This window comes from Bacteroidota bacterium (genome assembly GCA_016706865.1).
Classification (GTDB): domain Bacteria; phylum Bacteroidota; class Bacteroidia; order Chitinophagales; family BACL12; genus UBA7236.
Map to the genome: position 1 here is coordinate 588,550 of JADJIS010000002.1, position 21,606 is coordinate 610,155.

The following is a 21,606-nucleotide window of genomic DNA, read 5'->3' on the forward strand; positions in this document are numbered from 1 at the left end:
GGCAAAACTATTAACATAAAAAGATAAAAAACATTATAATACATTGATTATCAGCGAAATACAAAATATTATAAATTTGGGAACTTTTTATCGTAAAATTTTGTTACTACGTCATTCACCCGGAAAAGTGAACATTTCGAAATTAGTCGCTATTCCAAAATAACTGACCACTTCCTCCACCAAACTTTCCCGAACCACAATAATCACCTTAAAGGAATCATCTTTTGAATTAAGCAACTCTTTGAGTTCCACTTCAAAACCTTCCCCTTTCAATTCCAATGGTCCAACTTCATCAATAATTATCCAGCCATTTTTTCTATTCGTAGCATTCTTCAGGATATTTTTTGCGCGAACAAAACCAGAAACACTAAAAATGTATTTTCCTATACTTAAAACGTTTTCCTCATGTTCTAAAGCTTCCATTTCAAATTGATCTCCGGTAGCAACATCTACAAAAACTCTTTTTCCATTTATTTTAGGCGTAAGAATTCCGTAAACGTCGTTTCTGTTTTTGCACCATTCTGTTAGCCGGGTGGTTTTGCCTGAATTAATCGGTCCGGTTACGATGAGAGCTTTTTTGGGCATTTTTGGTTTATTTTAAAATTAATTCTTTTCCCGGTTAACTAGTCAACAGTCAACAGTGGGCAGTGGGCAGTTTGTAACATTGATGGTTGTCGCTTCGAATTAAAATTTTACTACGATTAAATACTTCACGATTAATCAATATGAAATTAATTTTTTAATTTAAAGTCAATCCAATCCCGTGTCTCCTTTCCGGTACCGATAGTGAGACCCTCGCTAAGAGCGAGAGCCTCACTTGCTCCGAATTAATGCAAATCCCACCCTTTGTTTTCCTGTGTCCCATTTACAATGTCCCATGTCAAGTCCCGTGTCCCGTGTCCTGTGTCCTTTTTTCGATTGCCGATAGTGAGACCCTCGCTAAGAGCGAGAGCCTCACTCGCTCCGACAAGATGGTTGATCTCTGCATGATTAGAAAATACCTTAATCACGTTATTATTTAAATCTATATTATCTAATTTTTTTATCTATTTTCATCCGCCAAATCCGCGTCATCCGTGTTCCCATTTTTTTTCACCCTTTGTACCGGCTTCCAAATCCATAACTCGCTCCGAATTAATGCAAATCCCACCCTTTGTTTTCCTGTGTCCCATTTACCTTGTCCCATGTCAAGTCCCGTGTCCCGTGTCCTGTGTCCTGTGTCCTTTTTTCGATTGCCGATAGTGAGACCCTCGCTACAAGCGAGAGCCTCACTCGCTCTGACAAGATGGTTCAACTTTGCATGATTAGAAAATACCTTAATCACATTATTATTTAAATCTATATAATCTAATTTTTTTTTATCCTTTTTTCATCCGCCAAATCCGCGTCATCCGCGTTCCCCTTTTTTTCCACCCTTTGTTTTCCTGTGTCCCATTTACAATGTCCCATGTCAAGTCCCGTGTCCCGTGTCCTGTGTCCCGTGTCCTTTTTTCGATTGCCGATAGTGAGACCCTCGCTAAGAGCGAGAGCCTCACTCGCTCCGAATTAATGCAAATCCCACCCTTTGTTTTCCTGATACATGATACCTGATTCCCAACACGCGCGCAGCGCTGTCCTATGTCCACTTTCCCTTGTCCCATGTCAAGTCCCGTGTCCTGTGTCCTGTGTCCCGTGTCCCCCCAAGGGTAGCAACGCATTCACCATCACCACTTTAAAAAAAATATTAAGTCTTCGAATTCCTTTCCTACCGGAAGTGTAATTCCAACTCTGTTCTACAAGTCCATTCGTGGATGGAATTAATAAAAGAATTTCACTGATGCTATTTTGATATTTTGATTGTTGTTTTTCAAGCCACCTTTTTAATAATTTTAATAATAGTGGTCCCACCAAAAAATACCAGGTTAAAATAATTAAGAAGGATCGCATTAAAATATGCCCTACTTCATCCGGAATTAATAGTGGTTCTCCTATATGCAAAATTCCCTGTAACCATAATAAACTGAGTATAATCCAAATAATAAATAAACCGGATCTGAATAAACGTTTTTTGTGCCCTGTTTTGATGGGTAATTCTGTGTTATTTGATGATGAGTTTGTATTTTTTATTGATGTATCATTTAATGTAAAATCATTTTTCCATTTCGGCACTGAAGTCGGAATGCGCGAGGCAATAATACCGATGCAAACTCCTACTACAATATGTAAAAACAAATATCCCACTCCGATATACAAACTGTAATTGGTTACATTTTCCTGATTGGTGAGATTGGAAATAAATTTATTTACCGCCTTCCAAAAATCAATTCCATAAATTAATGTTGGGACGATTATTCCCTGCGCTCCTGATTCGGCAAGTGCGAGGGTTGCGAAAATGATACAGGAAGTTTTGTAATATTTTTTATTGTAGAAAAAAAGTTCGCCTAAAACACCTTGAAATAATACTGCATAATATGCTCCAATTGGGCTGTGCGGACTCAACATCAATTTAAAAATACACACAAGGATAGTTGCTCTTAAGATAGCTCCTTTTTCAGGGACATAAAATCCGATCAGACAAATAATAATAACGGCACTGCTTCCTACAATTAATCCGGTGATGGGCAATTGAAATCCGTGGATAATGCCGCCTAGAGTACCTTCACAAACGGCCCATAATGCGATCAGCCGATAATAAAATTGTGTGTTTGCTATTTGTAACGCCATAAAATTGAAAGATAAAATATTATTTTAAATTTGTGTTACAATATTTTCAAAATGGATAAAGATCCTAAGCTGATAGTGCATACCACCGAACCTTTTAATGCCGAACCACCGGTAGAAGAATTGCGGGAAAATTTTATCACACCGCAACCTTTATATTATGTGCGTAATCACGGCGAGGTGCCCGTTATTGATGAAAATACTTTTCGCCTTACTGTAAATGGCTTGGTAAATAAAGTGCTTTCTTTAAGCATGCAGGAATTAAAAAATAATTTTTCTAAACGCACTGTAATGGCAACCTTGCAATGTGCCGGTAACAGAAGAAATCAATTAATTGAATTTGCGGAAGTGCCGGGTGAAGTTCCCTGGCAAGAAGGAGCGATAAGCAACGCAACTTGGACAGGCGCTCCGCTAAAAGAAATATTAGAACTTGCAGGTGTAAATACAGCATGTTTATTTGTTGAATTTATGGGTGCCGATGATGTTTTTCGTCACGGTGAAAATGTTGGGTTCGGCGCATCTATTCCGATAGATAAAGCAATTACTGAAGATGTACTTTTAGCATACGAAATGAATGATCTTCCTTTGGAACCAACACATGGTTTTCCATTGCGCGTTGTTGTTCCGGGATATATTGGCGCAAGAAGTGTAAAATGGGTAACACATATCACTTTACTTGATCATCCCTCCAAAAATTATTTTCAGGATCACGCATATCGATTATTTCCCCCTCAGGCAAAACCGGATACTATTGTCTGGGATACCGGATTGCAATTGAGTGAACTTGCAGTAAATTGTGCTATTACTTTTCCAAAAACAAATACCATTATTGATGCAGGAAAAATAACCGTAAAGGGATATGCAATGAGTGGGGGAGGAAGAATAATTACCCGCGTTGATATTTCCACCGATGGAGGAGAAACATGGATTACCGCAAAAATTACAGAAGGAAATCATAAATGGGCCTGGGTATTTTGGGAACTGGAATTAGAATTCACAAAAGGAAAACACGAAATTATTACACGCGCCTTCGACTCCGCTGCAAACACACAACCGGAAGAAGCTAAACATGTTTGGAATTTTAAGGGGTATATGAATAATGCGTGGCATAGGGTTTATGTCCAGGTAAAATGAAGGAGTGAAGAAATGAAGGAGTGAAGGAATGAAGGAATGAACAGCCGGGCTACGATCAATTATCAAATTACCAGATTACCCAATTAATAAATGCTACGGCCGGGCTACGATCAATTATCAAATTACCAGATTACCCAATTAATAAATGCTACGGCCGGGCTACGATCAATTATCAAATTACCAGATTACCCAATTAATAAATGCTGCGGCCGGGCATCGATTAATTAGCAAATTAGCAAATGAAACAGCCGGCTTCGATTTAGGATCAAATTTTGAGACTATCAAATTAGTAAATGAATCATCAGGCCTATATTCAATCCGCCGCGGCGGATCAAATTACTAGACTTATTAATTAGTAAATGAACCATCCGGCCTGGATTAAATTAACAAATTAACAAATTAACAAACTAATAAATTACCAGGTCTACTTTTCCGGAAATCTGAATCCGTTTAAATATAAACTTTGAAAATTATAATTCATTTCTTCCATAGAGGATACATATAGAACTGCAATAAAATTTTCATCCACCCAACCTTTTATTGCATATTGTTTTTTATCTGCATCTTCGCCATACATTAAAATGCCTCGGGCAGCCGGATGCGATTCTAAGGTATGTCCGTAACCGGGTTCCATAACATTGGTTAGCATAAATGCAGAGCTGCTTAAAAATTCCATGTAACTCAATAATAATTCTTCCCATGCAATAGTGTCACTTCCAAGTGCTTCTTTAATTTTTACAATAATAGCTCCATATTGAGCATTTCCAAAATCCACCTGACAAGTATAAACTTCACTGCTGTCTTCAGAATAACTTTTATCAAATGTGGGTTCCGAAGGCATATATATTAAAGTTCCTGATTCCATTACCGGATATTTTACAAAACGTGGAGTTTGTGCTTTGGTCGCAGAATTAAATCCCGCAATGATCAAACAAAAAATTAAAATTTTGAGACGGAAATTTCGCATAAGAACTTAACTATTTTAATTCAAAATTAATAAAGTATGTCAGGATTGAAAATTTTATTAAAGGAAATATCTTTCCTTTAATATAAACTATTTGTTTACGCTCTGAAATGAATTGCAATTAATTTTAAATGTTCCCTTAATTTTGCTTAAAAACAAGATTATGGCAAACATTATATTATCCGCAATAGATACCGCACCAACTAAAAAATTTGAAAAAGAGCCAATTAAGGCAAAAACCAAAGATTATATCGACCAATTAAGTGAATTACAAAATCTGCTTTTCGCACAATCCAAACATAGTCTGCTCATTATTTTACAGGGAATGGATGCAAGTGGTAAGGATGGTGTAATTAAGGAAGTGTTTTCAGGAACAAATCCGATGGGTTGCAGGGTAAATGGTTTTAAGAAGCCATCAGAAGAAGAAATGGGACACGAATTTTTATGGCGTATTCATAAAAATGTCCCGCCAAAAGGGATGATCCATATTTTTAATCGCTCTCATTATGAAGACGTGGTGATACAAAGAGTGCATAAATGGGTGGATATGCCTACTATAAAACGCAGATATGAACATATCAATGCATTTGAACAACTGATTCAGGAAAATAATACCATCATCCTCAAATTTTATCTCCACGTTTCACAAAAAGAACAAATGGAAAGGTTGAAGGAAAGACTCTCTGACCCTAGAAAAATGTGGAAATATAATCCTAACGACCTCGCAGAAAGCAAACGTTGGAATGAATATATGTCAGCATATGAAGATGCCTTCAACGCTTGCGGACCAAAAATCCCCTGGATAATTGTTCCCTCCGATAAAAACTGGTATAAGGAATATATTGTTGCAAAAACCATAGTGGAGGTACTGTCAAACCTAAAGATGGAATATCCGGGATTACCGGGAGTTAAGGGTAGCTGATTATGACATTACTCGAGCATAAACTGTCAAAAATTGATTTCTTGTTAAACCAGCTTTTGTAGTGATTTCTGATCAAAAACAGATTGACGATGCCCTTTATCACTTGGTTGCACCCCAAAAATAAAGCTGTTTTGACTTGCAAATAATTTAAAAGTGATGTAATCTTGTAATTGACAAAGTGGGAGTCCCTTAAATCAATGTTTCTTTAGTCACATCTATGACAGGCTATTTTCGATATTTTTGTGTTATTACAATTATGCTGTTCACATTAACAGTTAAACCACTTTTTGCTCAAGTAGTGAGTGATTTTTCAGTGGATGTGGAGGATTGGAACACCTATGGCGATTTTGGAGGTTCGGGTCCAGGTGAGCCAGAATATCAATCTACTGGAGGTAATCCAGGTGGCTGTATCAAACAAACTGATGGCTCTACAGGTGTGTGGTATTGGTATGGTCCAGCTAAGTTCAGAGGAGATCTTTCAGATTACTACGATTGCGAACTCAAATTTGATTTAAAACAAAACCAAATTGTATTTCCAGTGACTGAATATGATGTAATGTTCTTTAATAATAGTGGTGATACAATGGTTTTTAATATTGTGGACCCTGACTCATTAAATACGTGGGAGTCCTATGCTGTGCCTTTAAAGGTTGGGGTGGGTTGGAAATATGGATCATCTATTGGTGGTGGTGCTCCTGTAATTACTGCTGCGCAGCTTTCCGCCATTTTGAGCGATGTTAAGAGAATTCGTATACGCGCTGAATATACAGGGTTGGGATACGAAACTGATTATTTGGACAATGTTATATTAACCTGCACTGATTTAGCTCTTCCAGTAGAATTAAGTCAGTTTTCTGCCACTGAAGTTGGTATTCATACCGCTAAATTAAGTTGGTCTACACATTCAGAACTCAATAATGCTGGTTTTCAGGTTGAAAAAAGTATTAATGGCTCCGATTTTGATTCAATTGGGTTTGTGGAAGGAAACGGGACATCCACATTTTCGCACGATTACCTATTCTATGATGAAAATTTTGTTTATACGAGTTATTACAGGCTTAAACAATTGGATTTTACCGGAAAGACCGGATACTCCAATATAGTTTCGCTCGAAAATAAACATCCAAACCAATCAGTCATATCTTTATTCCCAAATCCTGCAATAAATACAATAACGCTCTCCTCTATCGGCAGCGATCCACTTATCTCCTTTGAAATAAAAGATATTACAGGTAGAATTTTGTTCCGCAAAGAGGCGGAAACCAATGCAGGCGTTTATAATACCACCATTCCTATTCAATTTTTAGATGCGGGAATTTACTTTCTAACCTGCTATAAATTGGGTGGCAGGGAAACTCATAAGTTCGAGAAGGTCCGATAATTACAAAATATTTTCAGAGATTTAAAACTGTGTAAACAATTATACCGTAAGTTTGTTAATTCGTTTAAAATAAGGGTGCAGAACACTTCAGACATACAAGCAAACGAAGATTTACTCGTTAATGGTTTACAGGCAAGGAACACAACTGTACTGAAAACCGTTTATGAAAAGTATTCTTCAGCACTATTTGGTGTTATCACACGTATTGTGAACGACGACCATCTGGCAGAGGATATTTTACAGGAGGCGTTCTTAAAAATTTGGAATAACGCAGAGAGTTATGAAGCTTCAAAAGGAAGACTTTTTACCTGGATGATGAATATATGCCGCAATGCCGCTATCGATAAGATGCGCAGTAAGGGATATAAAACCGGAAAAAAAACCACCAGCGATGAAACTGTTCTCTACGAAAATCCAACAAAAATTTACGACGATATTAAACCCGATACAATAGGAATTAAGGATATTGTAAATAAATTGAAACCGGAATGGAAAGAATTGGTAGATCTCATTTATTTTAAGGGATATACACATCAGGAGGTTGCGGATGAGTTAAATATGCCACTTGGGACCGTTAAAACCAGGTTGAGAAGTGCGATCACATTGTTAAGACAAAAAATATAAATTACCGATCAATTGAATGTTAAAGATTACATAGAATCAGGATCATTGGAACTTTATGCTTCCGGCGCCCTCAACGAAGAGGAGCGGAAAGAAGCAGAAGTAATGATAGCGCAGTATCCGGAGGTTAAGGCGGAACTCGAAGCCATTGAAAAGGCGCTTGAAGACTATGCTTTTGCCCATGCCGTAAATACTCCTCCGGCAGTTCTGACCAATATTCTGACCAAAATTAAAGCGGAAGCTCCTGTAGTAAATCCCGGGAAAGTGATAAACATGAAACCGTCACAATCCTCACAAAATAATTGGGTTCGATACCTCGCATATGCTGCTTCTATTCTTTTATTTATCAGCGTAGCTACAAACGTTTATTATTATAACAGCTTTAAAAAGGCTGAAGACCAATTGGCTGAGCTAGAGGATGCAAATACCTTCCTCACCGAACGTGTGGATGTAGTGAAGGCTCAAAATCTGGCAATGGAATCAGAGATCAATGTGATGAAAAACCCTGCAGCCATCGCAATTACCATGAAGGGGCAGGTAATCAGTCCAAACTCAACTTCCGTCGTTTTTTGGGATAAGTCATCAGGCAATGTTTACCTCAGCGCGTTAAATCTTCCTATTCCCGAAGCAGGGAAACAATATCAGCTTTGGGCTTTAAAAGACGGTAAACCTATTGATGCCGGAGTTTTTGATATCAATGGTAAACTTCAAAAAATGAACAATATCGAAGGTGCCGATGCCTTTGCTGTAACCCTGGAACCTGCAGGTGGAAGTGTAGGGCCTACCATGGACCAACTTTATCTGGTTGGAGTTATATAACAGATTGTTTTTCATAACTGGAAAGCAAATTTCACCAGCTTATATTGCAGCTAAATTGTAATGCCTGAAACGTGCATTTTTACAATTCGAATTCCTACCTTTGTGGTGTAAAAAAATCGTCTCATCACAATTTTTAAAAAGGGAAGATGGATCAACTGATAACGGACAATCAATTATTAGATTATACTGCAATATTTATTCAGTTCATAGTAGCAGCCGGGTTCGTGCTAACTACCATTTTTGCATCACAACGCTTTGGTCCAAAACGCAACTCCGGTAAAAAACTGGAAAGTTTTGAGTGTGGTATCGAAAACATTGGAAATGCGCGTTTGCCTTTTTCTGTAAAATATTTTTTAATTGCTATCCTATTCGTATTGTTTGATGTGGAAGTGATATTTTTTTACCCCTGGGCGGTTAATTTTAGAGAGTTAGGCCAATTGGGATTCCTTAAAATGTTAGTATTCATTGCACCTCTTCTTTTAGGATATTTTTATATCATTAAAAAAGGGGCACTAAAATGGGATTAAACCTGTTATTTAAAATTATTGATCGATAAGTAAATACGTAAATTTTGCTCACAAAAACAGAAGCACCCGAAAGTTATACCGGTGAAGGATTTGCCCTCACAAGGCTCGAAAAAGTGGTGGGACTAGCACGCGCAAATTCAATTTGGCCTTTGCCTTTTGCTACCTCTTGTTGCGGAATTGAATTTATGGCAACCATGGCCTCCACCTACGATCTTGGAAGATTTGGAGCCGAACGTTTAAGTTTTTCACCCCGTCAGGCCGACCTTTTAATGGTAATGGGTACCATAGCAAAAAAAATGGGTCCGGTTTTAAAACAAGTTTATATCCAAATGGCGGAACCTAAATGGGTAATTGCTGTAGGAGCCTGCGCTTCCAGCGGCGGAATTTTCGACACTTATTCTGTTTTACAGGGAATAGATAAAATTATTCCGGTAGATGTTTACGTTCCGGGTTGTCCCCCACCACCCGAAGCAATTTTAGACGGAATTTTAAAAATTCAGGAATTAATTAAACACGAAGGATTCAGAAGAAGAGAATCGCAGGAATATAAAATGCTTTTAAGTGGTTATGGCATAGAATGAAAGAATTAACACCCTCGACCTACCAGGTTTTTTTTAACCTGTGATGTCTGAGGGACGGAAATATTAAATATTAATCAAGTAAAAAATAAATGGAAACTCAAGTTGATAACGGTACGGTTGAAAGTCTCTTAAGGGAACAATTTCCTGAGGAGATAAGAAGTGTGGAAGAATCGTACGGAACTTTAGATATTGTTGTAAAAAGGGAAAAAATAATTGAAATATTAGGTTGGCTGAGGGATAGTAATTTATTACAATTTAATTTTCTTACCAGTATGTGTGGAGTGCATTTTCCACATAACAAGGGAGAAGAATTGAGTATGGTTTATCACTTGCACAGCTTTACAAATAATATCAGAATACGTTTACATATATTTTTTGGGGAAAAAGATGCAATTGTTCCCACTGCAACAAATTTATTTAAATGCGCTAACTGGATGGAACGCGAAACTTTCGATTTTTACGGAATTCGTTTTACAGGGCATCCCGATTTGCGCAGAATATTAAATATGGATGATATGCAATATTTCCCATTATTAAAGCAATATCCATTAGAAGACGGAACAAGAACTGATAAGGATGATAAATATTTTGGAAGATAATTAAAATTAAAGACCTTCATTTTTAAACAGGATTAATAATAATACATTGGCAGAAAATAAAACCATAAATACAGTAATAAACGGAGTGGTTCAAACGGACGAGGAATTAAAACAATTTAATTATCTCAATCTTGGTCCTACCCATCCCGCAACACATGGAATATTCCAGAATGTATTAAAAATGGATGGCGAAATTATTGTTGATGCTCAGCCAACAATAGGATATATTCACCGCGCTTTTGAAAAATTGGCGGAACACCGACCATATTATCAGGTAACACCAATTACCGACAGATTAAATTATTGTTCTTCCCCGATTAATAATATCGGATGGTATCTCACCGTGGAAAAATTATTAAAGGTGGAAATGCCAAAACGCGTTGATTATATGCGTGTTGTTATTATGGAACTTGCGCGTATTGCCGATCATATTGTTTGTAATTCTGTTATTGCAGTTGATACCGGAGCACTTACAGGATTTTTATATGTATTTCAATGGAGAGAAAAAATATATGAAATATATGAACAGATCTGCGGCGCACGATTAACTACAAATATTGGAAGAATTGGCGGATTTGAACGCGATTTTACCGATGATGTGAACAGAAGAATAAATGAATTTATAGAAGAATTTCCGGCTGCATTAAAAGAGTTTGAAAAAATGGTATTGCGCAATCGCATTTTCATGGACAGAACAATTAATGTTGGAAGTATCAGTGCAGAAAAAGCGTTGGACTATGGATTTACAGGTCCAAATTTACGTGCTGCCGGTGTTGATTATGATGTGCGTGTAATGTCTCCTTATTGCAGTTATAACGATTTTGATTTTGTGATCCCTGTTGGAACTCAGGGTGATACTTACGATAGATTTTGTGTGCGTCAGGAAGAAATGTGGCAGAGTTTGAGTATAATTAAACAAGCCATGCAAAAAATGCCGAAAGGAAATTATTTTGCTGATGTTCCCGAATTTTATTTGCCTCCGAAAGATGCGGTGTATAATACGATGGAAGGATTAATTTGGCATTTTAAAATTGTGATGGGAGAGGTAGATGTTCCTAAAGGTCAAGTGTATCATAGTGTAGAAGGTGGAAACGGTGAACTAGGATTTTATCTTGTAAGCGACGGTGGACGTCAGCCTTACCGTTTACATTTCCGCAGGCCATGTTTTATTTATTATCAGGCATATACCGAAATGATAAAAGGTGCAATGTTGAGTGATGCTATTATTACGCTGAGTAGTTTAAATGTGATAGCAGGTGAGCTCGATGCTTAATAATTGATAATTGACAATTGATAATTGACAATTGAGCCCAATTTTAATTTGTCGATTAATATTAATTTTATAAGTATGAAATGCAAATTCATATTTCTTTATTTCTCCATAATCATTATAAATATTTCCTGTACCCCGTCAGGATCCAAGCCGCGTCAAGATCAGAATTTACTGTTTGATGCATTTACCGAAAGATTTATGGATGCATTTATGAAGCAGCATCCGGGGTATGCCATATTTGAGGCCTATCCTTTATATAACGATACATTAATAATTCCTACCGAAAAATCTTTTAATTCAGAAATAATCTGGCTGAACAATTATCTCGATTCACTTGATACCTATTCATTCGATCAACTGAATATGCAGAATAAGATTTCCTATCGAGTGCTGGAAAATGAATTAAAAAAACAGAAATGGCAAATCGATACTTTTAAAGATTACGAATGGGATCCGTCACAATATAATATTGGATGGGATGTTTATGATCTGCTGACAAGAACATCACTTACCTTAGATGCAAGATTAAAAATATTGTCAAAATACCTGGTAAATGCTGCGGAATTTTATGATGCAACCATTAATGTATTACATAATCCTGTAAAGGAGCATACTTTGATAGGATTGCAACAAAATGAAGGTAGTATTGAAATATTTGAATTCATGTTAAATGATTCCATTCAGAAAAGCACTTTGCCATCTGCGGAAAAAGAGGTGCTATTAAAAAGGTCGGGGGAATCGGTGGCAGCTATAAAAAAGTATATCAGTTATTTGCATTCAATGCTTGATGATAGCAGTTTTGTTTTTCGAAGTTATAGAATTGGAGAAGAATTATTTGATCAAAAATTTTCCTATGAGGTAAATTCTGAATTATCTGCAAAAGAAATTTATAATAAAGCTGAAGCGGCAAGATTAAGTTATTACGAAAAAATGTATTCCCTTACCCAAAAACTTTGGCCAAAATATTTTAACAATAATTTAATTCCTTCAGATACTTTAATGGCGATAAAACAAATGATAGATGCGGTATCTCTGCAACATGCAAAACCGGAAGATCTTATTGATACCTTGCATCAACATATTAAAAACCTTAAAGCTTTTATAGTTAATAAAAATTTATTTGATTTTGATATTAATGCACAAGTGAATGTACGGGTAATGCCTGCTTTTGCTTCCGGAGTAACCATTGCATCTGCAAGTTTTCCGCCTGTGTTTGAAAAAGATGGCATTGCGTATTATAATATTTCTGATATCTCAAAATTACCGAAGGAGGAAACCGAAAGTATATTAAAAGAATATAATAACTATTCTCTGCAGATACTTTCCATTCATGAAGGAATTCCGGGGCATTGTCTTCAGGGTATTTATAATAAAAAACATTCCTCTGAAATATTAATTTCTGTTTTTGGAAACGGAGCCATGATAGAAGGTTGGGCAAATTATTGTCACCGCATGATGCTCGAAAACGGATGGGGAAATAATTCGGATGAGATGTGGCTTATGTTCTATAAATCCGCTTTACGTGAATGTTCCAATGTGTTAATTGATTATGGTATTCACTGCCTTCAGTTTTCAGAAGAAGATGTATACGACCTGCTTGTGCATAAAGCCTTTCAGGAAGAAGCGCAGGTGAAGGAAAAATACAATAGAGCCAAAGTAACGCAGGTGCAACTTTATACCTATTTTACCGGTGTAACTGAGATAGAGTCGCTGCTTGCTGAATATAAACATCAGGAGGGCGATAATTTTCAGTTAAAAAATTTTCATGAGCAATTTCTAAGTTACGGAAGTGCTCCGGTAAAATTTATCAGGGAAATAATGTTGAATGAATAAGTATTGCAGTTTGACTCATTCTGTATTCCTTCATTCTTTCATTCTTTAATTCCTTCATTCATTTATCTCACTGGTTTTGCTTAATTTTGTGCTACATTTTATGACTTTTTTACCGCAATCGTTATGACCGATTTACAGCACCCTGAGTTCTCCATTACATCCATGCAGGAAGTTTCCCGCATTCTGAGTCATTATCCGGAGGATAAACAAAAATCCGCTTTGCTTCCAATTTTACATATTGCCCAAAAAGAATTTGGCGGATGGCTGAGCTCTGAAACGATGGATTACGTTGCGCGTTTATTGCATATTCAACCGATAGAAGTGTATGAAGTAGCAACTTTTTACAGCATGTATAATATGCAACCTGTTGGAAAGATCTTAATTGAAGTTTGCCAAACAGGACCATGTTGTTTGAATGGTGCAGAAAAAATGATTTCCTACCTGGAAAAGAAATTAAGGATCAAAGTTGGAGAAACAACTCCCGATAAAATGTTTACCATTAAAACAGTGGAATGTTTAGGTGCCTGCGGATATGCACCGATGTTTCAAATAGGCGAAACCTATTATGAACATTTAACAGAAGAAAAGATCGATACGATTTTAGAGCGTTTAAAAAATGAAAAAAACGCGGAGACGCAAAATTGAAAAATTAAATATCTCAATCGGTAATAAATAAACCATGAGCAGAAAATTATTATTAGAACATCTCGACAAACCGAATATTAATACCATCGATGGTTATATTCAGCATGGTGGATACAGGTCATTGGAAAAAGCAATAAAAAAAATGACTCCGGATGAAGTTACCGAGGAAGTAAAAAAATCGGGACTACGTGGTCGTGGAGGAGCGGGATTTGCAACAGGATTAAAGTGGAGTTTTTTGGATAAATCAACCGATAAACCTCGATACTTATTATGTAACGCAGATGAAAGTGAACCGGGAACTTTTAAAGACAGATTATTAATGGAAAAAATTCCTCATTTATTAATTGAGGGAATGATAGTTTCCAGTTATGCATTGGGTTGCAGAACGAGTTACATTTATATACGCGGTGAATATATGTTCATTTTGCGCATTTTAGAAAAGGCAATTGCAGAAGCATATGCAAAAGGTTTTTTAGGAAATAATATTTTGGGTTCAGGGTATTCACTCGATCTATATGTTCACCCGGGAGCAGGAGCATATATCTGCGGAGAAGAAACCGCATTGATAGAATCGCTGGAAGGTAAAAGAGGAAATCCGAGAATTAAACCTCCGTTCCCTGCAATTTCGGGTTTATGGAATTGCCCAACAATTGTAAATAACGTAGAGAGTATTGCAGCAGTTGTTCCAATTATTAATGATGGAGGCGATGAATATGCAAAGATCGGAATAGGAAAATCAACCGGAACAAAATTGATTTCTGCATCAGGTAATATTAATAAACCCGGAGTATTTGAAATTGATCTCGGTTTACCTGTGGAAGAATTTATTTACAGCGATGAATATTGTGGGGGAATAAAAAATAATCTCGAATTAAAAGCATGTGTTCCCGGCGGATCTTCAGTGCCAATTTTGCCTAAACATTTATTATTAAAAATGAGTGATGGAAACCCTCGTTTAATGACCTATGAAAGTTTAAGTGAAGGAGGATTTGCTACAGGATCCATGTTGGGCTCCGGCGGATTTATTGTTTATGATGAAAAACAATGTATCGTTCGCAACACCTGGAATTTTACGCGTTTTTATCACCACGAAAGTTGCGGACAATGTTCACCTTGCCGAGAAGGAACGGGTTGGATGGAACGTGTGCTGCACAATATTGAATATGGTCACGGTAAAATGGAAGACATAGATCTTTTATGGGATATACAGCGCAAAATTGAAGGAAATACTATTTGTCCTTTAGGTGACGCCGCCGCTTGGCCGGTAGCTGCAGCCATTCGCCATTTCCGCCACGAATTTGAATACCATGTTAAATATCCGAACCGCGTTATGGATGAGGATCATGTGTATCAACCGGAGATGAAAATGCAGTCTGTTTAGATTTTTGTTACCAATTTGGTAACTATTTGCTATATTTACACTCAATTGAGAATATTTTCAAGAAGTACATTAAGGGATTTTTGGGAGACACATCCTGATAGTCAGATTGCTTTAGCTGATTGGTTCAATCAGGTGAAGAATGCGGAATGGAATAATCTTAATGAAATAATTCATCAATTTTCAAATGTAAGTCTCTTAAAGAACAATCGGGTTGTTTTTAATATAAAAGGTAATAAATATCGTTTAATAGTTTGGGTTGAATTAGAGAGAAAACATGTATTTGTTAAATTTATCGGCACACATGCAGATTATGATAAAATTGACGCAAACAAAATTTAATTATCATGAACATTAAAGCAATTAAAACAAAAAAGGATTATGAAGAAGCTCTGAAGAGGTTGGAGGAAATATTTTTTGCAAAACCAGGAACCAAAGATGGAGATGAAGCAGAAGTTTTGGGGATATTAATTGATAATTATGAAGAACTACATTTTCCAATTGATGTTCCGGACCCAATTGAAGTGATCAAACTAAGAATGTTGGAAAAGGGAATGAACCAAAATGATCTTGCTGAAATAATAGGACATAAAACCAGAGTCAGTGAGATCTTAAATAAAAAAAGAAAATTAAATTTGGATATGATTCGAAATCTGCATGAAAAATTAAATATTTCTTATGAAACACTTTTAAAAGAGTATAAATTAAATATATAGTTTAGTATAACTTTTTCACCAGTAATTTTTCTGTGTGAAATATTTTTTATCGTATACACCCTTTCCGCAACATCTGCATATACAACAATCCCTTCTGTTCAGCGAAATAAATATTGTTCTGAGGAATTTTTTCGGGGGATGGAAAATTCTCCAACGCAGCGGTGATGCTTTCCTCCCGCAATAAATGCAACATAGGGAAAATGGAACGATTTGTATAGTTGGCAGGGTCATTTTCATCTGATCCGGCAAAACAATAATCGGGATGAAAACTTGCCAATTGATAAATGCCGTCGTATCCTGTTTTCGATAGTAATTGTTCGGCTTTATCTACCAGCAATAAATATTCACTAAAACTTGTGAAATTGTTTGCGAAAATAATAAAACTCGTTTCGCTTTCCGGTTCATCATCCAGTAATAACATTTCTTTTGCAACTTGTTCCAAACTTTCCTGAATATTTACGGATGTAAGTACTGTATATCGAATATTATGTTTCAACATCGCTTTAGCGGCAAAAGGACAAAAATTGCATCCTATCACAACTTCTTTGATCCAGTTTTGCGTTTGTTGAATGATCAATTCGTCGGTCAAAATTATTTTTTTGTGAGTGCTTTCGAAATAATTAAATAGAAAAAATTAAAAGTTAAATACACAACTCTATTTTGAACCTCCATGGTTTCAATACAAAAATACCCAAAAAAAACTAAAGAAATAAAGCTGATCACATTTTTTAATCGTATATATATCAATGCAATTTCTTCTGCTTTATATATTATTGCAAATGAATACGAATCCGGCAAAAGATAAAACAATACTTTGTTTGGGCGATTCATATACCATAGGCCAATCTGTTAAAACAGAGGAAAGATTTCCGGAACAAACAGTAAAATTTCTTCAGCAAAAAAAGCTCGAATTCGACAAACCTGAAATAGTGGCAAAAACGGGTTGGACATCTATAGATCTTATTAATGCCATCCATCAAAATTTATTGAGCAACGATTTTGAATTATTATATACAAACACAGCGGAAGAATATAAAACCTCTTTATTGATATTTGGAATATTACCCTATTTTGTAACAGGAATGGCGAGTGAAGTGGATTCCATGGAATGGCAAAAATATAGTTATGCCCGAACCTTGCGTATGAGTAACTGGCAAGCCTTATATCATGTTGTAATAAGAGGAATGTTACACAGAGCATTGGAAATACTTCGTCAAAATTTTGCCATTGCATGGATGATGATAACGATGGTGGAAAGTGCAAACAGAGAAAACGGGGGCATTGGAGCTTTATTGGTGGATCAAAACAGATTTGCAGGAAATTTTAATGGAGTATTTGCCATTCAATTTGCCATTCTTTTAATGGGTATTCTTATACACGTTTTAATTGGTGTTATCAGCAGGAAATTATTTCCATATGCATACATGAAATTGAATAAAAAATAATATCTATCTAAATATATGTTCGAAAATAGAGTGATACAAAAAACAATACTTCGTATTAAAGATGTTTCTAAATCTTTTGGTTTAAATACGGTATTAAAAAATATTAATGGTGAAATTTATGATGTTCGCAGACCAGGTCAGGTGCAAGGGCAAATATGTTCTATTTTGGGACCATCGGGTATTGGCAAAACAACGTTATTTGAAATTATTTCCGGAGTAATTAAACCCGATTCCGGCCAGGTATTCGTAGCAAATGAAAAACTCATCGAAACTGAACCTGATCCCGAAAAATATTTAATGCCAAACAGAGCAGGAACAATCGGAGTTGTATATCAAAATTATCCGTTGTTCGAACATTTAAGTGTATATGATAATTTACATTTAGGTGCAAAACAAGGGGGAATAAAAGGAAAAGAAATAGAAACAAAAATTCTTTCCTATCTGGATAAATTCGGTTTGCGTGAGCATGCGAGAAAATATCCGGTGCAATTATCAGGTGGGCAACGTCAGCGCGTTGCCATTGCCCAACAATTATTATGCAGTACGAGCATATTATTAATGGATGAGCCATTCTCAGGACTCGATCCAAAAGCAAAGGCTGAAGTGTGTAACAGCATAATTGAACTTGCAGCTTCCGACGAATATATCACCATTATTGTAGTAACCCATGATATAATTTCCGCTGCAGCAATTTCGGATAGTATTTGGCTGATGGGTAAAAACCGCGATAATAAAGGAGAACTCAGCGGTGGAGCGAGTATTCAACATTTTTATAATCTTGTGGAACTCGGCCTTGCATGGCGACCTGACATCAGACAAGATAAAGCCTTTCATGAATTTGTTGAATCTATGGAAAAACTTTTTCCTGTACTTGCAGGAGATAAGATACAATAAGATTTTTGAATTAATTTTATTTCAGGATTTTATAATGTAGATCAACTTCTACCCGTGTATTATTTTCACACGGATAAATTTTCGCGAATTTATTTGGAAATAAGGATTTAGATATTATTTTTAGGATGTTTATTTCCTTAAAAAACAAAAAATTAGTCAGACTCTATGTATCGATAAAGAAATTAAATTTTTACTTTTTTTTTCTCCTCCTGTTTGTTAAACCATTCTTTGGTTTATAACTTCTTCAAAACAATCGTTTATGTAACCAAATAATCTCTCCATATGTTTCCCTTAAAAATGTTTAACGAAATGTGCGACGTTATTTATCCCAACTTATGTCTAGCCTGTAGTGCGCCGCTCAATAAAAATGAAAAAATAATTTGTATTAAATGCCAGATCAGTTTGCCCAAAACCGACCATGCGGAATACGCTGATAATCCAATTGCAAAAAAGTTTTGGGGGAAGGTTCCTGTGGAAAGGGCGATGGCGTTATACCATTTTCATAAATCAGGTCGCATTCAGCATTTAATGCACGCCTTAAAATACAAGGGTAGAAAAGATGTTGGTTTGCGTTTGGGTAATTTATTGGGATACCAGATAAAACAATTTCATTTATTTCCGGATGTTGATTGTATTACTGCCGTTCCTTTGCATAAGGATAAGGAAAAAAAACGCGGATATAATCAAAGTGCCGTTATTGGCGAAGGATTAAGCGAAGTTTTATCTATCCCTTTTAATCCTGAAATTTTACAGCGAAATATTTATACCGATACCCAAACAAAAAAGTCGCGACTCGAACGTTGGGAAAATGTAAGATCAATTTTCGAACCCGGAGATATTGAGCTTATTCGAAATAAACATATTTTAATTGTTGACGATGTTATTACAACAGGTTCAACCTTGGAGTCATGCGCAGTATCTCTCACCAATATTGAAGGAGTTAAAGTGAGTATTGCGGCAATAGCGCACGCTGAAATGTAGTAGCTGATATAACCAAGTTCAATCTATCCCGCTGTATCCGAAAAATCCGAGATATCCTACTAACAGTCCCCCAAAAAAAGTGAGCAAAATGGAGATCGCCAAACCCATTGCAAAAAATACAGGTCCGATATATTTTATCTGTGTATCAAAATTATTTGCCTTGCGAAGTAAATATTCCGCTATCCAACTACTTGTATAAATAATATTTGCAGCAATGCCGTATGTAAAGGCAATGATACACAACTTGATGATGTCTATTTCAAATCCGGCTATCCAGCAAATGAATATACTCAATAATCCTGAAGTCCCGATCACAAGATTAAATGCCAAACGGCGTTCGCCCCACCAATAAATAATTTCTTTAAAAGTAGTGGGTTGTTTTTCCTGTAGAAATAATTTGTAAAAAAATTGCATACATTTAAATTTAAAGGTGAATTTAAACTTTTGTATTATTCTAAGGGAAATATTATTGCCATATTACATCCGTTTTTATTTCAAACCATTTTTCATAATCAGTCTGAAATAACTTTTCTACTTCATTGCGTTTAATTTTCATGGAAGGCGTTAAAAGGTCGTTCAAAATTGTCCATTCCTCTTTTATCACCACAACCTTTTCAATTTTTTCAAATGAATCTAAAGTATTGTTGATCTCTCGCATAGAATTCAATAAACTTTTTTCAATTTCCTCTTTCGTTTTTTTTCTGCCAAGTTCTGAAAGTGTAACTAAAACAATTGGCTGTGGCAAAGCATATCCTACTACCAGTGCCTGACCAATATCGGTATTGGAAGAAAACTTCATCTCTATAGGCATTGGTGCAACATACTTGCCTTTACTTGTTTTAAACAATTCTTTTACTCTTCCGGTTATAGTTAAAAATCCTTCATTATCCACTGCACCTTTATCACCTGTTTTAAAATAACCGTCTTCGTTAAATGCTTCTTTTGATAATTGATCCTCTTTATAATAACCCAACATTAAGCCTGCATGTTTTATTAAAATTTCTCCCTGTTCACTGAATTTAATATCAACACCCGGAAAACGCAATCCTACCGTGCCGATCTTGTTTTTATCTTTCAAATTGGTGTGACTATAACAACAATCTTCCGTCATTGCATAAGCTTGTTGAATTTTAATATCCAATTTCCAGAACCAATTAATAAGATCTACCGGAATTGGTGCCGCACCGGAAAAACATTGGTCAGCTTTTGTAAGTCCGAGGGCAGCTTTGATTTTCTTTTTTACAATATTTTTTAAAATCGGTATTTTCAAATAGAGATCCAGTTTTTTCTGTGGCATTTTATCGAGTATCTTTTCCTGAAACTTAGCCCAAATTCTCGGAACTGCTAAAAAAAGAGTAGGGGAGGTTTCCTGTAAATTTTTGGGGAAGGTTTCTAAACTTTCGGCAAAAGAAACCTGACCTCCCGTATATAAACTACCGATCTCAATTAATAATCGCTCCGCAATATGACACATGGGCAAATAGGAAAAGAAGGAAGCGGTATTATCCACTCCTAAAGTTGGAAATGCATTTTCTGCAGCAAATGCAAAATTGTAAAATGAATGCATTACACCTTTTGGAACTCCGGTGGTGCCACTGGTGTACATAATGGAACATAGGTTTTCAATCGGATATGTTGGATTATCAGAAACAGGCACCTGGGAGGCTATAATATCATCCCAATTTTTAAACTCGGTGATTCCATAAAATGGATATGCAATACAAGGCAAATTTTCTGGTATTCCCAGTTTTAAATAGGCCCAGTCATCGAGTTTCCCTACAAACAACAATTTACTTTCACTGTGCAATAATATCTGTTTAACAGTGTTGGGCGACATATTAGGATACATCGGAACCGACACATATCCTGCCATCCAGATCGCATAATCGCTGAGCATCCAATGCACACAATTTTTTGAAAGAATTGCGATACGGGTTCCGGGTTCGTAATTCAGCGATTTTAAGTAGGAAGCCATTCTTCTGATCTGATCGCCGCATAGAGCCCAGGTGTAGTTGTGCCAAACACCATTAATGGGTTGACGGAGGTATAATTTTTCAGGCTGTGCTTTTTCCCATTTATAAAAGGTTTCCAATGGGGCATTTATCTTCATGTCTGCTTTCATACTTCGTCGTTTGCTTTTGCTGTGGTGCCAAACCGGCCTCAAAACACTAAGATAATACGAAGAATAACATT

At 36.1% G+C, this 21,606-nt stretch carries 23 protein-coding genes; 17 read left to right on the forward strand and 6 right to left on the reverse strand.

The window, feature by feature from the left end; translation table 11 throughout:
* Positions 1-111: 111 nt before the first annotated feature.
* Together IPI31_05585 and IPI31_05590 are read right to left on the reverse strand one after the other, a co-directional pair.
* Entirely contained in the window at positions 112-585 is a 474-nt protein-coding gene (locus IPI31_05585; GenBank protein MBK7567281.1) for a hypothetical protein, read from the reverse strand.
* Positions 586-1,641: 1,056 nt separating this feature from the next.
* Positions 1,642-2,703, reverse strand: a complete 1,062-nt coding sequence (locus IPI31_05590) for a hypothetical protein (protein MBK7567282.1) — start codon at positions 2,701-2,703, stop codon at positions 1,642-1,644.
* Between the two features lie 51 nt (positions 2,704-2,754).
* On the opposite strand from IPI31_05590, the gene IPI31_05595 reads away from it, so the two are divergent.
* On the forward strand, positions 2,755-3,834 hold the full coding sequence (locus tag IPI31_05595; protein MBK7567283.1) for a molybdopterin-dependent oxidoreductase: 1,080 nt from the start codon (positions 2,755-2,757) through the stop codon (positions 3,832-3,834).
* 424 nt (positions 3,835-4,258) lie between these two features.
* On the opposite strand, the gene IPI31_05600 is transcribed toward IPI31_05595, so the two are convergent.
* Entirely contained in the window at positions 4,259-4,801 is a 543-nt protein-coding gene (locus IPI31_05600) for a hypothetical protein (GenBank protein MBK7567284.1), read from the reverse strand.
* Between the two features lie 160 nt (positions 4,802-4,961).
* Between IPI31_05600 and IPI31_05605 the strand changes: the two genes are divergently transcribed.
* The 13 genes from IPI31_05605 to IPI31_05665 all read left to right on the forward strand — a co-directional run bounded on the left by IPI31_05605 (position 4,962) and on the right by IPI31_05665 (position 16,093).
* A complete protein-coding gene (locus tag IPI31_05605) occupies positions 4,962-5,720 on the forward strand; it encodes a polyphosphate kinase (GenBank protein ID MBK7567285.1) in 759 nt (252 codons plus the stop codon).
* Positions 5,721-5,976: 256 nt separating this feature from the next.
* Positions 5,977-7,101, forward strand: a complete 1,125-nt coding sequence (locus tag IPI31_05610) for a T9SS type A sorting domain-containing protein (GenBank protein ID MBK7567286.1) — start codon at positions 5,977-5,979, stop codon at positions 7,099-7,101.
* Between the two features lie 75 nt (positions 7,102-7,176).
* Positions 7,177-7,725: a sigma-70 family RNA polymerase sigma factor gene (locus IPI31_05615; GenBank protein ID MBK7567287.1), complete on the forward strand. Its 549-nt coding sequence runs from the start codon at positions 7,177-7,179 to the stop codon at positions 7,723-7,725.
* 12 nt (positions 7,726-7,737) lie between these two features.
* Positions 7,738-8,541 (forward strand): anti-sigma factor, encoded by an 804-nt coding sequence (locus tag IPI31_05620; GenBank protein ID MBK7567288.1) that lies wholly within the window; start codon positions 7,738-7,740, stop codon positions 8,539-8,541.
* Between the two features lie 146 nt (positions 8,542-8,687).
* Entirely contained in the window at positions 8,688-9,068 is a 381-nt protein-coding gene (gene ndhC / locus IPI31_05625) for an NADH-quinone oxidoreductase subunit A (GenBank protein MBK7567289.1), read from the forward strand.
* 41 nt (positions 9,069-9,109) lie between these two features.
* Positions 9,110-9,649: an NADH-quinone oxidoreductase subunit B gene (locus tag IPI31_05630; protein MBK7567290.1), complete on the forward strand. Its 540-nt coding sequence runs from the start codon at positions 9,110-9,112 to the stop codon at positions 9,647-9,649.
* A gap of 89 nt (positions 9,650-9,738) precedes the next feature.
* Positions 9,739-10,248, forward strand: coding sequence for an NADH-quinone oxidoreductase subunit C (locus IPI31_05635; GenBank protein ID MBK7567291.1), 510 nt, complete (start codon positions 9,739-9,741; stop codon positions 10,246-10,248).
* 46 nt (positions 10,249-10,294) lie between these two features.
* Positions 10,295-11,521 (forward strand): NADH-quinone oxidoreductase subunit D, encoded by a 1,227-nt coding sequence (locus IPI31_05640; GenBank protein ID MBK7567292.1) that lies wholly within the window; start codon positions 10,295-10,297, stop codon positions 11,519-11,521.
* Between the two features lie 75 nt (positions 11,522-11,596).
* Positions 11,597-13,354: a DUF885 domain-containing protein gene (locus tag IPI31_05645; protein MBK7567293.1), complete on the forward strand. Its 1,758-nt coding sequence runs from the start codon at positions 11,597-11,599 to the stop codon at positions 13,352-13,354.
* Between the two features lie 123 nt (positions 13,355-13,477).
* On the forward strand, positions 13,478-13,999 hold the full coding sequence (gene nuoE, locus IPI31_05650; GenBank protein ID MBK7567294.1) for an NADH-quinone oxidoreductase subunit NuoE: 522 nt from the start codon (positions 13,478-13,480) through the stop codon (positions 13,997-13,999).
* 34 nt (positions 14,000-14,033) lie between these two features.
* On the forward strand, positions 14,034-15,380 hold the full coding sequence (gene nuoF / locus IPI31_05655) for an NADH-quinone oxidoreductase subunit NuoF (protein MBK7567295.1): 1,347 nt from the start codon (positions 14,034-14,036) through the stop codon (positions 15,378-15,380).
* 45 nt (positions 15,381-15,425) lie between these two features.
* A complete protein-coding gene (locus tag IPI31_05660) occupies positions 15,426-15,719 on the forward strand; it encodes a type II toxin-antitoxin system HigB family toxin (protein MBK7567296.1) in 294 nt (97 codons plus the stop codon).
* Between the two features lie 5 nt (positions 15,720-15,724).
* On the forward strand, positions 15,725-16,093 hold the full coding sequence (locus IPI31_05665; protein ID MBK7567297.1) for a helix-turn-helix domain-containing protein: 369 nt from the start codon (positions 15,725-15,727) through the stop codon (positions 16,091-16,093).
* A 46-nt stretch (positions 16,094-16,139) separates the two neighbouring features.
* Here the strand turns inward: IPI31_05665 and IPI31_05670 are convergent, their stop codons facing one another.
* A complete protein-coding gene (locus IPI31_05670) occupies positions 16,140-16,685 on the reverse strand; it encodes a DUF1415 domain-containing protein (protein MBK7567298.1) in 546 nt (181 codons plus the stop codon).
* A 187-nt stretch (positions 16,686-16,872) separates the two neighbouring features.
* Between IPI31_05670 and IPI31_05675 the strand changes: the two genes are divergently transcribed.
* The 3 genes from IPI31_05675 to IPI31_05685 all read left to right on the forward strand — a co-directional run bounded on the left by IPI31_05675 (position 16,873) and on the right by IPI31_05685 (position 19,413).
* On the forward strand, positions 16,873-17,538 hold the full coding sequence (locus tag IPI31_05675; protein MBK7567299.1) for an ABC transporter permease subunit: 666 nt from the start codon (positions 16,873-16,875) through the stop codon (positions 17,536-17,538).
* A 15-nt stretch (positions 17,539-17,553) separates the two neighbouring features.
* Positions 17,554-18,432 (forward strand): ABC transporter ATP-binding protein, encoded by an 879-nt coding sequence (locus IPI31_05680; GenBank protein MBK7567300.1) that lies wholly within the window; start codon positions 17,554-17,556, stop codon positions 18,430-18,432.
* A 282-nt stretch (positions 18,433-18,714) separates the two neighbouring features.
* Positions 18,715-19,413 (forward strand): ComF family protein, encoded by a 699-nt coding sequence (locus IPI31_05685; GenBank protein MBK7567301.1) that lies wholly within the window; start codon positions 18,715-18,717, stop codon positions 19,411-19,413.
* A gap of 18 nt (positions 19,414-19,431) precedes the next feature.
* Here the strand turns inward: IPI31_05685 and IPI31_05690 are convergent, their stop codons facing one another.
* Both IPI31_05690 and IPI31_05695 read right to left on the reverse strand, forming a co-directional pair.
* Positions 19,432-19,827, reverse strand: a complete 396-nt coding sequence (locus IPI31_05690; protein MBK7567302.1) for a hypothetical protein — start codon at positions 19,825-19,827, stop codon at positions 19,432-19,434.
* A 52-nt stretch (positions 19,828-19,879) separates the two neighbouring features.
* Positions 19,880-21,535, reverse strand: a complete 1,656-nt coding sequence (locus tag IPI31_05695; GenBank protein MBK7567303.1) for an AMP-binding protein — start codon at positions 21,533-21,535, stop codon at positions 19,880-19,882.
* Positions 21,536-21,606 lie beyond the last annotated feature (71 nt).